This window comes from Halomonas sp. BMC6 (genome assembly GCF_964204995.1).
GTDB lineage: Bacteria > Pseudomonadota > Gammaproteobacteria > Pseudomonadales > Halomonadaceae > Vreelandella.
In genome coordinates this window covers 3122799-3136803 of record NZ_CAXNSH010000001.1, presented here as the reverse complement: position 1 = coordinate 3136803, position 14005 = coordinate 3122799, and the positions used below count along the sequence as shown (strand labels likewise).

The 14005-nt window shown below is 58.5% G+C and carries 14 protein-coding genes; 13 read left to right on the top strand and 1 reads right to left on the bottom strand.

Annotated elements, in window-relative coordinates; translation table 11 throughout:
• Positions 1-9: 9 nt before the first annotated feature.
• Positions 10-1674: an electron transfer flavoprotein-ubiquinone oxidoreductase gene (locus tag AB6K10_RS15350; protein WP_339119233.1), complete on the bottom strand. Its 1665-nt coding sequence runs from the start codon at positions 1672-1674 to the stop codon at positions 10-12.
• A gap of 374 nt (positions 1675-2048) precedes the next feature.
• Between AB6K10_RS15350 and AB6K10_RS15345 the strand changes: the two genes are divergently transcribed.
• The 13 genes from AB6K10_RS15345 (at position 2049) to AB6K10_RS15285 (ending at position 13919) form a co-directional block, all read left to right on the top strand.
• Positions 2049-2798 carry an electron transfer flavoprotein subunit beta/FixA family protein gene (locus AB6K10_RS15345; RefSeq protein WP_062373473.1) on the top strand — a complete coding sequence of 250 codons (750 nt, stop codon included), beginning with the start codon at positions 2049-2051 and terminating at the stop codon, positions 2796-2798.
• A 45-nt stretch (positions 2799-2843) separates the two neighbouring features.
• Positions 2844-3770, top strand: a complete 927-nt coding sequence (locus AB6K10_RS15340) for an FAD-binding protein (protein WP_339119232.1) — start codon at positions 2844-2846, stop codon at positions 3768-3770.
• 215 nt (positions 3771-3985) lie between these two features.
• A complete protein-coding gene (locus AB6K10_RS15335) occupies positions 3986-4597 on the top strand; it encodes a superoxide dismutase (RefSeq protein ID WP_339119231.1) in 612 nt (203 codons plus the stop codon).
• 254 nt (positions 4598-4851) lie between these two features.
• Positions 4852-5073, top strand: a complete 222-nt coding sequence (gene nrdH / locus AB6K10_RS15330; RefSeq protein WP_058577666.1) for a glutaredoxin-like protein NrdH — start codon at positions 4852-4854, stop codon at positions 5071-5073.
• 9 nt (positions 5074-5082) lie between these two features.
• The gene (gene nrdI / locus AB6K10_RS15325; protein WP_339119230.1) at positions 5083-5532 is read left to right on the top strand and encodes a class Ib ribonucleoside-diphosphate reductase assembly flavoprotein NrdI; all 450 of its coding nucleotides are present in this window, start codon (positions 5083-5085) and stop codon (positions 5530-5532) included.
• Positions 5533-5588: 56 nt separating this feature from the next.
• Complete coding sequence (gene nrdE, locus AB6K10_RS15320; protein ID WP_368473629.1) at positions 5589-7694, top strand: class 1b ribonucleoside-diphosphate reductase subunit alpha; 2106 nt, start codon at positions 5589-5591, stop codon at positions 7692-7694.
• 41 nt (positions 7695-7735) lie between these two features.
• Entirely contained in the window at positions 7736-8707 is a 972-nt protein-coding gene (nrdF, locus tag AB6K10_RS15315; RefSeq protein WP_159342496.1) for a class 1b ribonucleoside-diphosphate reductase subunit beta, read from the top strand.
• A 216-nt stretch (positions 8708-8923) separates the two neighbouring features.
• Positions 8924-9703, top strand: a complete 780-nt coding sequence (locus AB6K10_RS15310; protein ID WP_339119228.1) for a DUF3450 domain-containing protein — start codon at positions 8924-8926, stop codon at positions 9701-9703.
• Positions 9700-11061 carry a MotA/TolQ/ExbB proton channel family protein gene (locus tag AB6K10_RS15305; protein WP_339119227.1) on the top strand — a complete coding sequence of 454 codons (1362 nt, stop codon included), beginning with the start codon at positions 9700-9702 and terminating at the stop codon, positions 11059-11061. The genes AB6K10_RS15310 and AB6K10_RS15305 overlap by 4 nt, the downstream gene beginning before the upstream one ends.
• Position 11062: 1 nt before the next feature.
• Positions 11063-11605 (top strand): MotA/TolQ/ExbB proton channel family protein, encoded by a 543-nt coding sequence (locus tag AB6K10_RS15300; RefSeq protein WP_159342494.1) that lies wholly within the window; start codon positions 11063-11065, stop codon positions 11603-11605.
• Positions 11598-12005, top strand: coding sequence for a biopolymer transporter ExbD (locus AB6K10_RS15295; protein ID WP_285263166.1), 408 nt, complete (start codon positions 11598-11600; stop codon positions 12003-12005). The genes AB6K10_RS15300 and AB6K10_RS15295 overlap by 8 nt, the downstream gene beginning before the upstream one ends.
• Positions 12002-12754 carry an energy transducer TonB gene (locus AB6K10_RS15290; RefSeq protein ID WP_305946694.1) on the top strand — a complete coding sequence of 251 codons (753 nt, stop codon included), beginning with the start codon at positions 12002-12004 and terminating at the stop codon, positions 12752-12754. The genes AB6K10_RS15295 and AB6K10_RS15290 overlap by 4 nt, the downstream gene beginning before the upstream one ends.
• A gap of 7 nt (positions 12755-12761) precedes the next feature.
• Positions 12762-13919, top strand: a complete 1158-nt coding sequence (locus tag AB6K10_RS15285) for a hypothetical protein (protein ID WP_339119226.1) — start codon at positions 12762-12764, stop codon at positions 13917-13919.
• Positions 13920-14005 lie beyond the last annotated feature (86 nt).

The window sequence follows — 14005 nt, the reverse complement described above, 5'->3', positions numbered from 1 at the left end:
GAGACGCAGTTACATGTTGGGGTAGTTGGGACCACCGCCCCCTTCAGGAGCTACCCAGGTAATGTTCTGGGCTGGATCTTTGATATCGCAGGTCTTGCAGTGCACGCAGTTCTGGAAGTTGATCTGAAAGCGCGGCTGGCCTTGATCATCTTCGACGACTTCATACACCCCGGCCGGGCAGTAGCGCTGTGCGGGCTCGGCGTATTTGGGCAAGTTCTCACGAATCGGTAGATCGGGGTCTGCAAGGCGCAGGTGGCAAGGCTGATCCTCTTCGTGGTTCGTATTCGATAAAAACACCGAGGTGGATTTATCGAACGATAGCTTGCCGTCCGGCTTCGGATAGTCGATTTTCTCGAATTCGGCGGCTGGCTTTAGTGCCCCATGGTCAGTGGTGGTGTCATGAACGTTAGGGAGTTTATTGCCCAGCAGTTGGTTCACGAAGTTGTAGGCGCCGCCGCCGACCGTGCCGTATTTATGTATGGCCGGGCCGAAGCTCGCACTCTCTTTGAGCTCCTGATAGGCCCAGCTGGCTTCCCATTTGCGGGTGAAGCTGGCGAGCTCTTGCCCACCTTCATCACCCCCTTGGATGGCCTCGAAGACGCTCTCGGCTGCGACCATGCCTGATTTCATGGCGGTATGTAGGCCTTTGATCTTGGCAAAGTTGAGCGTACCCGCATCACAGCCAATGAGCAGACCGCCAGGGAACGTCATTTTCGGCAGGCAGTTGTACCCGCCTTTGGCAATGGCCCGCGCGCCATAGGCCACGCGTTTACCACCTTCCAGATATTGGCTTAACACCGGGTGGTGCTTCATGCGCTGAAATTCATCGAACGGTGATAGCCACGGGTTCTGGTAGCCAAGATCCATGATCAGCCCAACGACGACCTGCTGATTCTCTGCATGGTAAAGGAACCAGCCGCCGTGGGTATTGCTATCCAGCGGCCAACCAGAGCCGTGGACGACCAAGCCGGGCTCGTGCTTGTCGGCGGGCACATCCCATAGTTCTTTCAAGCCGATGCCGTAGTGCTGTGGGTCACGGCCTGCATTCAGAGAGAAGTCATTGATCAGCCGCTTGCCCAAGTGGCCGCGCGCACCCTCGGCAAATAGCGTGTACTTGGCGCGCAGCTCCATACCGGGCATGTGGCCATCTTTAGGAGTGCCATCGGCACCGACGCCCATGTCGCCAATCAAAATACCGCGAACGACACCCTCTTCGACGATCACTTCCTGAGCGGCGAACCCTGGAAAAATCTCGACGCCCAACGATTCTGCCTGCTCCGCAAGCCAGCGGCACAGGTTGCCCGCACTGATCACGTAGCGCGTCAAATCGCCGCCGGTGTTGTGCATGCTTTTCGGCACGAGCGCATTGGGAATCTTCTGCGCTTTGTCGGCATCTTTGAGCAGGTATACATCGTCGCGAACGGCAGGGGTCGTGAGAGGCGCACCACGCTCTTCCCAGTCGGGAAACAGCTCCGCCAGTGCGCGAGGTTCAAAGACGGCCCCAGAGAGAATGTGGGCGCCGACCTCTGAGCCTTTTTCCACGACACAGACGGTGAGTTCTTGCTCGGCCTCGTTGGCTTGCTGCATCAAGCGGCAAGCGGCGGCAAGCCCTGATGGGCCTGCGCCGACGATGACAACGTCAAAGTCCATTACATCGCGTTCAACGTTTTTCACCCGGTTTCTCCTTATTCTCATAAGCGCCATCTGTATCGGGCTAGCGAATGGGCACTAGCTTATGAAAAGATGGCCTTAATTTAAAACGGTCGTTTGCTTCTGGTTATCTCCCATGATAGGCATAATACCCGTGTCAGGTCACCCCTACGATGGCAAAAGCACACTTTATAAGTGTCGGTACGAGCAGCGATACCAGCGGGCTACGACCAAGGCCGCACGAAGAGAAAGTTGTTGCTGGTGGGTAGGCTGTGGCAAATTGATAGGGTTTTTCATTTACTAGCCTATCAAACGCTTGCATGAATTTTGAGCGCGGCCACTAGGTGGCGGCGCCTAGTCAGGTTAACGGCTTCTATCACGAGCCAAGCGAGGAACCTATGAAAGTACTCGTCGCGGTGAAACGCGTCATCGACTACAACGTCAAAATCCGCGTCAAAGCGGATCATTCTGATGTGGACCTTACCAACGTCAAAATGGCCATGAACCCCTTCTGCGAAATTGCCGTGGAAGAGGCGGTGCGCCTGAAAGAGAAGGGCGTGGCCACCGAGGTCGTGGCCGTGACCGTGGGCCCCAAGGCTGCCCAAGAGCAGCTGCGCACCGCGCTGGCGCTGGGGGCCGACCGCGCTATCCACATTGAAACCGACGAGCGCGCCGAATCGCTGGCGGTGGCCAAACTGCTGGCCAAAGTGGTGGACGAAGAGCAGCCCGGCCTCGTCATCCTCGGCAAGCAGGCCATCGACACCGACAACAACCAGACCGGCCAGATGCTCGCCGCGCTGACCAATCTGCCGCAAGGCACCTTCGCCTCAGAAGTGGCGGTAGACGGCGACAAAGTTAATGTCACCCGTGAAATCGACGGCGGCCTGCAAACCGTCGCGCTGACACTCCCGGCCATCGTCACCACTGACCTGCGCCTCAACGAGCCGCGCTACGCCAAGCTACCGGACATCATGAAGGCCAAGAAAAAGCCGCTGGATGTCAAAACCCCCGCTGACTACGGCGTGGAAGTGGCCTCCAAGGTCACGCTGCTCAAAGTGGAATCCCCCGCCGAGCGCAAAGGCGGTATCAAAGTCGCCTCGGTCGACGAGCTGATCGACAAACTGAAAAACGAAGCCAAAGTGATCTAAGGTCGGCGTGACGTTGATCGACATGCTTTGAAAGGAGTGAATTCTATGAGCATTCTGGTACTTGCCGACCTTCATGAAGGTCAGTTGGCCAGCGCCACCGCCCACGTCGTGGCAGCGGCCCAAGCCATTGGTGGCGATATCGATGTGCTGGTCGCCGGTGAAGGCGTCCAGGCGGCGGCAGACGCCGCTGCAAAACTCGACGGCGTGAGCAAAGTACGCGTGGCGGACAACGCCGTGTACGCCCACCAGCTGGCCGAGCCCACGGGCGCGCTGCTGGTGGAGCTGGCGGGTGATTACACCCACGTACTGGCCAGCGCTTCCACTACCGGTAAAAACGTCCTGCCACGCTTGGCGGCCCTGAAAGATGTCAGCCAGCTGTCGGATGTGATCGGCGTCGAAAGCGCCGATACCTTCCTGCGCCCGATCTATGCCGGTAACGCCATCGCTACGGTCAAAAGTGACGACGCGCTGAAAGTTATCACCGTGCGCACCACCGCGTTCGATGCGGTGGGCCAGGGCGGCAGCGCAGCCGTGGAAGCGGTAGCGTTCGCCGCTGACAACAGCCAATCCAGCTTTGTCAAAGAAGAGCTGGCCCAGAGCGACCGCCCAGAACTCGGCGGTGCCAAGGTCGTCATCTCCGGTGGCCGTGGCATGGGTAACGGCGAGAACTTCAAGCTGCTGGACGGCATTGCAGACAAGCTGGGCGCGGCCATTGGCGCTTCCCGCGCGGCGGTAGACGCGGGCTTCGTACCCAACGACATGCAGGTGGGCCAGACCGGTAAGATCGTTGCGCCCGAGCTGTACATTGCCGTGGGTATCAGCGGCGCGATTCAGCACTTGGCGGGCATGAAAGACTCCAAGGTGATCGTCGCGATCAACAAAGACGACGAAGCGCCGATCTTCCAGGTGGCCGACTACGGCCTAGTCGGGGATCTGTTCGAAATCCTGCCGGAGCTGGAAAGCAAGCTGTAAGTCATTGAACTTGCTGCCTGTCAAAAGCCGACTTCGCCAGAAGTCGGCTTTTTTATTGCGGGCGGGTTCGATAAACTGACAATAGTTGACTAAGGTACTGGGACAAAGATTTGCCGCCGATGGTAAAAAATTGCCGGGGCGGTGGTTGAAAAGGGTGGAGTAAGACCACACCTAATGTAGTGAACGCAACAGAAGCCACTCAAGGAGAAGATAGCATGGCACATACCCTTCCTGAACTGCCGTACGCTTACGATGCTCTCGAGCCGAACATCGACGCGATGACGATGGAAATTCACCACTCTCGCCACCACAACACCTACGTCACCAACCTGAACGGTGCGCTGGAAGGCACCGGTCTAGAAGACGTGCCGGTGGAAGAGCTGGTGGCGAACCTGGATCGCGTACCTGAAGAGAAGCGCCAAGCCGTTATCAACAACGGTGGCGGCCACGCTAACCACTCCATGTTTTGGCAAATGATGTCACCCAGCGGTGGCGGCCAGCCGCATGGCGACGTGGCTAAAGCCATCGACGCAGAGCTGGGCGGCCTTGATGCGTTCAAAGACGCCTTCAAAAAAGCCGCGCTGGGCCGTTTCGGCAGCGGCTGGGCATGGTTGTCCGTCACGCCTGAGAAAAAGCTGGTCGTCGAAAATACCCTCAACCAAGATAGCCCGTTGATGCACGGCAACACGCCCGTACTCGGTCTGGACGTTTGGGAGCACGCGTACTACCTGAAGTTCCAGAACAAGCGTCCAGACTACGTGGATGCTTTCTTCAACGTGGTGAACTGGGAAGATGTCGAGCGTCGTTACCAAGCCGCCATCGCCTAATACTCACGCCCTGTGAGGGCGGTGTCAGTTACTGACACCGCTGGAAAGCCGCTCCCTATCAGGGAGCGGTTTTTTTTTGTGTCTGGGTATAGCGCTGGGCATGAGCTGTCAATAACCTGTGGATGAAAAAATACCATATATGCTTGAATTGATTTTCTCTTGGTCTATATATAGTATGCGTGGTGACTTTTAGAGGGGTAGAGCAAGCGCTGCGCACTACCTGAAAATTGCCGCTATGAAAAGGGAAAATAGCCATGGAAATCCAAATTTATAGCAAGCCTGCCTGTGTACAGTGTACTGCCACCTATCGCGCGCTGGATAAGCAAGGCCTTGATTACACCGTCATCGACATTACCGCCGAAACGGGTGCTCAAGCAGAAGTCGAAGCGCTGGGTTACCGCCAGCTGCCTGTCGTGGTCGTCGGTGAAGAGCACTGGTCGGGCTTCCGTCCGGACCGCATCCAAGCGTTGGCGTAATCGTCACCCATGCACGCTGCTGACGTGGAAGCCGAGCAGGCAGGTACGCTGGTCTATTTTTCCACCAAGTCAGGCAACACCCATCGTTTTATTGAAAAGCTTGGTTTAAGTGCACAGCGGCTGCCGTTACATCGTGAAGACCCGACGCTACGCATTGAGCAGCCCTACATATTGGTTACCCCCACCTACGGAGGTGGCTCGGCCAATGGGGCTGTGCCAAAGCAGGTTATTCGGTTTTTAAATGACGAGCACAACCGACACCTCTTACGAGGTGTCATTGCTGCTGGTAATACTAATTTTGGTGACGCATACGGTTTGGCGGGGCGAATCATTGCCCAAAAGTGCCAAGTGCCGCTGCTTTATCGTTTTGAATTGTTTGGTACCGATGACGATGTCGCCAAGGTCCGCAAAGGAGTAGAAGAGTTTTGGAAACGTCAAGCTCAGTCTCTAAGAACGTAGCTGCAAAAAACTCGGCAGATCAACGCCCTGCTGCGGGAGCCACCGAGGCGCGCACGCTGGATTACCATGCGCTGAATGCGATGTTGAACCTGTACGGTGCCAACGGCGAACTGCAGTTGGATAAAGACCGCGAAGCGGCGCGCCAGTACTTCTTGCAGCACGTCAATCAGAACACCGTGTTCTTCCACTCCTTGGAAGAGAAGTTGGACTACCTAGTGGAAGAGCAGTACTACGAAGCCGACGTGCTGGCGCAGTACAGCTTTACGTTTGTCAAAGCGCTGTTCGAGCAGGCGTATGCGTACAAATTCCGCTTCCCGAGCTTCTTGGGTGCGTTCAAGTACTACACCAGTTACACGCTCAAAACCTTTGACGGCAAACGTTATCTCGAGCGGTATGAAGACCGGGTTTGCATGGTGGCGCTCACGCTAGCGCGTGGCGATGAAGCGCTGGCCAAGTCGCTGGTCGACGAGATCATCAGCGGCCGCTTCCAGCCTGCGACGCCCACCTTCCTGAACTGTGGTAAGCGCCAGCGGGGCGAGCTGGTCTCTTGCTTCTTGCTGCGTATCGAAGACAACATGGAGTCCATCGGGCGTTCCATCAACTCCGCGCTGCAGCTCTCCAAGCGTGGCGGCGGCGTGGCCTTCCTGCTCAGCAACATTCGCGAATCCGGCGCGCCGATCAAGCGTATCGAGAACCAGTCGTCGGGCATCATTCCGATCATGAAACTGCTGGAAGACGCGTTCTCCTACGCCAACCAGCTAGGTGCGCGTCAAGGTGCCGGAGCGGTCTATCTCAACGCCCACCACCCGGACATTCTGCGCTTTTTGGACACCAAGCGTGAAAACGCGGACGAGAAAATCCGCATCAAAACGCTGTCGCTGGGCGTGACCATTCCCGATATCACGTTCGAGCTGGCCAAGCGCAACGACGACATGTACCTCTTCTCGCCCTACGATGTCGAGCGCGTCTACGGCGTGCCGTTTGGCGACATCAGCGTGACCGAGAAGTACCATGAAATGGTGGCCGACGCGCGCATTCGCAAGCACAAGATCAATGCTCGCGCCTTCTTCCAAACCCTGGCCGAGCTGCAGTTCGAGTCTGGCTACCCGTACATCATGTTCGAAGATACGGTCAACCGCGCCAACCCGATTGCGGGCCGTATCAACATGAGTAACCTGTGCTCCGAGATTCTGCAGGTCAATACGCCGACCGAGTACGACGACGACTTGGGCTACCGTCAGGTAGGGCAAGATATCTCGTGTAACCTCGGCTCGATGAACATCGCCAAGGTGATGGATTCCGGTGATATCGGCACCAGCGTCGAGATCGCCATTCGCGGCCTGACCGCCGTGTCTGAAATGAGTAATCTGCGCAGCGTTCCCTCCATCGCCGAGGGTAATGCCAAATCGCGCGCCATCGGTCTTGGCCAGATGAACCTGCACGGCTTCCTGGCTCGCGAGCATATTTATTACGGCTCAGAAGAAGGGTTGGACTTCACGAACCTGTACTTCTACTGCGTTGCGTTCCATGCCATTCGTGCGTCGAACCAGTTGGCCATCGAACACGGTGAGACCTTTGCCGGGTTCGCAGACTCCACCTATGCATCGGGTACGTTCTTCGATAAGTACACCGACCAGGCGTGGTTGCCGCGTACCGAGAAAGTCCGTCACCTTTTCGAGCGCAGCGGTATTGCACTGCCCACACAAGACGATTGGCAAACGCTGAAAGCCTCTGTGATGGCGCATGGCCTGTACAACCGTAACCTGCAAGCGGTACCGCCAACGGGGTCTATCTCGTACATCAACCACTCCACGTCGAGCATTCACCCGGTGGCAGCGAAAATCGAAATTCGCAAAGAGGGCAAGCTGGGTCGCGTTTATTATCCGGCCCCGTTCTTGAACGAGGTGAACTTCGATTACTTCCAGGATGCCTACGAGATCGGCCCTGAAAAAATCATCGATACCTATGCAGAAGCGTCCAAGCACGTGGACCAAGGCCTCTCGTTGACGCTGTTCTTCCCGGATACGGCCACCACGCGGGATATCAACAAAGCGCAAATTTACGCTTGGCGTAAAGGTATCAAAACGCTTTATTACATCCGCCTACGCCAAAGTGCCCTGGAAGGCACCGAGGTGGAAGGCTGCGTCTCCTGCACGCTGTGATCGGGTAACGCTTTTAAGATGATGTTTGTGAGAGAACGCTGATGACCATAATGCAACGTTTGTCGCGAGTGAATGCGATCAACTGGAACCGCCTTCAGGACGATAAAGACCTCGAGGTGTGGAACCGTCTGACCAGCAACTTCTGGTTGCCAGAAAAAGTACCGCTCTCCAACGACATCCAGTCGTGGAACACGCTGACACAGCAGGAAAAACAGCTCACCATTCGCGTGTTTACCGGTTTGACGCTGTTGGACACCATTCAAAGCAGCGTGGGCGCCCCCGTGCTGATGGATGACGCTCGCACTCCCCATGAAGAAGCGGTATACACCAATATCGCTTTCATGGAATCGGTGCATGCGCGCTCTTACAGCTCGATTTTCTCGACGCTGTGTGCCACGCGGGATGTAGACGATGCCTTCCGCTGGAGCGAAGAGAATCCGACGCTGCAGATGAAGTCAGAGCTAATTTTGAATCGCTATCGCTCTGACGATCCGCTAATGCGTAAGGTAGCGAGCGTCTTCTTGGAGTCGTTCCTGTTCTACTCGGGCTTCTACTTGCCCATGTACTGGTCCAGTCACGCCAAACTGACCAACACCGCCGACCTGATTCGTTTGATCATTCGTGATGAAGCGGTACACGGCTACTATGTGGGCTACAAGTTCCAGCAGGCACTGGCAGAAGAGACGCCCGAGCGTCAGCAGGAAGTCAAAGATTACGCCTATGAGCTGCTGCTGGAGCTGTACGACAACGAAGTTCGCTACACCGAGTCGCTGTATGATGAAGTGGGGCTCTCGGAAGACGTGAAGAAATTCCTTCACTACAACGCCAACAAAGCCCTGATGAACTTGGGCTTTGAGCCGCTGTTCCCCAGCAGCGTGACGGACGTCGACCCAACGATCATGGCCGCGCTCTCTCCCAGCGCGGATGAGAACCACGACTTCTTCTCCGGGTCGGGCTCCTCCTATGTCATTGGTAAAGCCGTCGCCACCGAAGACGACGACTGGGCGTTTTGAGGGTCGTGCTGTGATGCCCGCTACGGGAGCCGAAGGCTCCCGTTTTTTATGCCTGCCGTTCGAGTTACTGTCAGTGAATGTTAATGATAAATATTGTCATTAATTCTATTAGTGGTACGCTATGCGCTGCACGCGTTAAACGCAAATCGTTCTTATACCTAATGAGTTTTAGCGCGCCGAGGTTGATGGCGCGCTGAGCAGTGACGGAGACATAACGTGCTGAACAGGCCTTTCTTTGCCTTGCGTGGATGTTGCCTAGCGGGCGTGCTAGTCAGCGGTACGCTCATGGCAAGTGATGAGACGATGGATCAAGCGGCCCAAAGTGTCGAGGCCCAGCAAGCCCAGTCTGAGTTGCAACAGCAAATCGATAGTGCGGATGAAGCCACACGGTCCGCCATTGAAGAGCTGCGTCGCCTGGAGCGGGAAACCCGTCAGATGGAAGCTGCTAACGCCACGCTCAGTAGCCGCTTGGCCAGTGAGGCCGAACGCCAGCAACGCTTGAATCAAGCGCTGGATACGTTGAGCGATACCCGCGCAGCGCTGCCCATGATCGAACAGGACATGACCGAACAGCTTACCCGTTGGATCGAGTCAGACCTGCCTTTTTTGACCGATGAGCGCCTCGCCCGAGTGGCGTCAGCGGGTAGTCCCGAAGCGGGTAGCGCCGAACGTATTGCAAGCCTAATCGAAGCCTGGCGGGCGGAGCTCGCCTATGGGCGCGAGGTCGATAGCTGGCGTGGCCGTTTGGAGATAGCGGATGCTTCCCCCAGGGAAGTGGAGTACCTGAGGATTGGCCGTATTGGCTTTTACTACGTGACGCCCGATGGCCGCGAAGGAGGGGTCTGGGATAAAGAAGAGGGGACGTGGCTCGCGCTCGACGAGGCTGCTCGCCGCCAAGTGCGTAACGGACTGCGGATTGCGGCCGACCAGCGCACCCCAGAACTTCTACAGCTCCCACTCTCGATCACGGCTAACGACCAAGGAGCGCAGCCATGAGTCTGTTTTCTCGCCCCAAGGCCTGGTTCTGCCTCACGCTGCTGGTCAGCGCGTTGAGCAGCAACGTTGGCATGGCCCAAAGCGACGATGTCGGCTCGTTAAGAGAGGCTCGCGAGGCTGCCCAAGCGCGTGACCAAGCGCGTCTTCAATCTTTCTTGGACGATCAAGACGCGTTAGAGGCCGCTTTGCAAGAGGCGCGTGATGCCCACTCGGCTGCCGAAGCGCAGCAGGCTTCGCTCGAAGCGCAGCAGGACGAGCAGAACGAGCAGGCGCAGGCACTTGCTCAGCGCCAAGAGGAGCAGGGCGAGGCATTGACGGCGCTATTGGCAGATCTAACGCGTCACAGTGAAGAACTTCGCAACGAGCTGGGAGGGGATAGCTGGCTCACGCTTGAAGCCGATGCGTTGCCACCGCGTTTAAACGATGTCGACGTGTTGGAGCGTCCGCACATTGAGGCTGTCGTCGATCGTTTGGCGGCTCTCACCATGGACACGGGCCGTGCCGAGCGCTTGGAATTGCCTGTCGCGGATGCCAGCGGCGACATAGCGCCGCGCAGCGTCGTTCGACTGGGTGATTTTGCCGCTTTCACCGAGTCTGCGCTGCTGCGGCAAGGGCAAGATGAGGAGGGCGCCCTCGCCGAAATGCCGCGTACCCCGTCAGCGGTCAGCGAGCTTCTGGCGGCGTATCATCAGGGAGAGAGCCGTGCGTTTGCCATCGACCCCACCCAAGGCAGCGTGCTGGAGGCACTGGCTCAACAGCCTTCGCTGTGGGAGCGTTTTCAGCAGGGTGGCTATGTCGGTTACGTGGTCGTCCTGCTAGGTGGCATCGGCCTGCTGGTCGCTTTGGCGCAGTACCTGTATCTGTTGTTGATTAGCGCACGCGTACGTCGTCAGCGACAAGCCCTGGATCAGCCCAGTGCCGATAATCCTCTGGGGCGTGTTCTACAGCGCTTTAAGGAGATGGACAAACATCAAACCCCGGAGGCGCTGGAAGCGCGGTTGGATGAAGCGGTACTCGCCGAGCTGCCTAAAATCGAGCGTGGTCAGCCCATCGTCAAGCTGCTAGCCGCCATTGCACCGCTGCTGGGCCTATTGGGCACCGTGACGGGCATGATCGTAACGTTCCAAGCCATCACGGTATTTGGCACGGGCGACCCGCAGTTAATGGCGGGGGGGATCAGTCAGGCGCTGGTCACGACGGTACTGGGTTTGGTGACGGCGGTACCGCTGCTGTTTGCCCAAACGGCGCTGTCTAGCCGTAGTCGTTTCATTACTCAGGTGATCGAAGGTGAGTCAAGCGCCACGCTGGCAGATCACTTGGAAGCGCAGTCGACGGCCCATGCTCGCACGGTGACCTAGTATGCCTACGTTACCCCTTTGGCTGGCGCCCGTTGAGCGGCTGCTCGATGCAGGTGGTGCCGTACTCGTAGTGCTGGCGCTGGTGGCCGTGGTGGTGTTCGCCATGGCGATCGAGCGGTGGTGGTATTACCGCTTTAGCTGGCGGCGATCACGCCATGAGTTGGTGCGCCGCTGGGCGGCGCGCAGCGACCACCGCAGTTGGAGCGCGCGCACGCTACGCCATGTATGGAGTGCTGCGCTGGTGGCCAAGCTGCGCCAGCCGCTGCCGTGGATCAAGCTGCTCGTGGCGCTTTGCCCACTACTCGGGTTGTTGGGGACGGTCACGGGCATGATTGCCGTTTTCGATAGCCTTTCGATGAGCGATACCCATCAAGCTCGAGCCATGGCCGATGGCGTTGCCCGGGCAACGCTGCCCACGCTGACGGGCATGGCCATTGCGGTGGTGGGTATGCTGTTTATTAGCCGTTTAGAGCACGTTATTCGCCGCGAAGACCAGCGTCTGCATGACCGCTTAGCGCGTGCCTTGGAGGAGAGTGATGCGTAGACGCCGTTCCATAGAGGCTGCTGACGATAGCAACGAGGTGAACCTGACGCCGATGTTGGACGTGGTGTTCATCATGCTGATCTTCTTTATCGTCACGACCAGCTTTATCAAAGAGAGCGGAGTGGAGATCGATCGCCCTGAGGCGTCGGCCGCCACCCCGCGCCCCGATGCCCAAGTGTTGGTTGCCGTCACGCCGGAAGGAGCGGTTTGGGTGGATGGCCAGCCCGTGGACGTTCACCGCGTTGGGCAGCAGGTGGCTGGAATGCTGAGCGGTGAGGGCTCGGTGGTCATTCAGGCCGACCGAGAGTCCACGACCGGCGTGTTGATCGAGGTCATGGACCGTCTTCAGCAGGCGGGTGTCGAGCAGGTCGCCGTGGCAGCGAGTCGGAGTGGGCCATGATGCGGCATGTGTTATCGATGCTAGGCGGTATTGCCCTGGCCATCGGGCTCTTCTGGATGCTAGCGCTACTGGTAGCTCCTCCAGAGCAGCAGGTGGACGAGCCCATCATGTCGATGTCCATGACGATGGTGGAAGCGCCGGAGGTGGCGCCCGAACAGGAGACACCCCCCCCGGCGCCTGCACAAGCCGCTCCCCCGCCACCGCCCATGCCGACGCCAGCCCCTGCGCCGGTCGCCACTAGCGCGATTACGCTGCCAGACGTGGAGCTACCCGACGCGCCGGTAGAGCCCGTCGAGTTGGAAAGCGAGCTGCCGGAGCTGACCGAGGTGCGCCCTGAGCCTACACCGCAGCCCCAGCCAGCACCTGAGCCTGCGCCGGAACCCGCCCCCGAACCTACGGAAACGGCGGCCCCGTCTCCTGAGCCTGCCACTGCGCAGCGGGAAGCGGCCCCGGCGGCAGAGCCTGCGCCCTCGAACGAGCCGGTGAGTGTGGGGCAAGTAGCTCCGACGAGTCGCGTCAATCCGTCTTATCCGCCTCGTGCACAGCGCCGCGGTATGGAGGGATTCGTGGAGGTGGAATTCGTCATCCAGCGTAATGGAAGTGTCGATGGAAGCTCCATTCGAGTGACCAATGCCCAGCCTCGCCGGGTGTTCGAAGACGCCGCACGAGAAGCGATTGCGCGCTGGCAGTTCGAGCCAAGTCAGCAGTTACGTCGCGCCACCCAGCGTATTGAGTTCCAGTTAAGGTAGCGGTGACATGTCGCGAAGAAAAAATCCGTCAACCAGCCCTATCGTTGTCGCTCACCGTCAACGTACGATGCCGCAATGGATGGGCGTCATACTACTGAGCGCGCTGAGTCTCACCGCGACGGCCAATGAGCCGCTGCCGGGTGACATGATTCAAGACCTGAATCGGCTCCAGAGCCAGTTGGCCAGCCAGCCAAGCGGTTCTGCTGACCCTGATGTGCTAAGCCGTATCATCACCCATGCGCGGGCTCAGTCAGAGCGGCTTTCGGGCGGTAATCGCGCGGATCAATGGGCGAGCGCGCTTTATCATCAGCTAGCCGCCAGTGCGTTGGTGCGCCAGGGCGATCCTCTTGCTGCTGCCGATGAGCTGGCCAGCGCCCGCCAACGGCCTAGCGTTCCCGATAGCCAGCTGCGTCGCTGGCTGCGGGACGAAGCGTCGCTACGCCGCGCTGCAGGCGAACGAGATCGGGCCATTACCCTGTATGAACAGTGGCTATCCGAGTCGTCGGGCAGTGATCGCTACGCGGACACGGCTTGGCAGCTCGTGCGTCTGTTGGCAGAAGAGGAGCGCTGGGAGCAGGCCATGGAGTGGCTGGCGCCGCTGCTTAAACAAGGGGAGTTGACGGCTGACCAGCAAACGCTCACCAATGTCGTGCTCCGAAACACAGGGGATAACGCACAGGCGCTGAGCTGGCTATTGGACGGGTTGAATGCCGACAGCGACCCCGATGCATGGCGCCAAGCAGCCGGACTTGCCCAGCAGGCAGGCCAGATAGGTGTGTCCGCCGCCGTTTGGGAAGCAGCCTGGCAGTTGGGTAAGTTTTCTACGCCAGAGGAACGCCGCACCCTGATCGAGCTGCATATGGCCGGAGGGACGCCTGCACGCGCTGCCGAGCATTTAGAGGCGGCTCTAGGGGCGGGCACGCTTCCCCGCGATGAAGCCACGCTTCGCTTGCGCGCCACGGCTTGGCAACAGGCCAAGGATGTCGACAAGGCGCTCGAGGCGTGGCGAGAGTTGGCAACGTTGACTGATTCAGCAAGCGATTGGCGGCAGTACGGCCAGCTAGCCTATGGGTGGGGAGAGGATCGCCAAGCCGAAGCTGCGCTGACCCAAGCGGCCAATTTAGGGGATGCTCAAGCAGAGCAGTGGCTCTCGTACTTCGAATGATGTCTGCCTAAGCCGTCGCTCTAAGTGGCTCGACTGCCTTGCTCTCAAGACATTGCTAGGTTTGAACAGCCATCGTCGTATCTTAA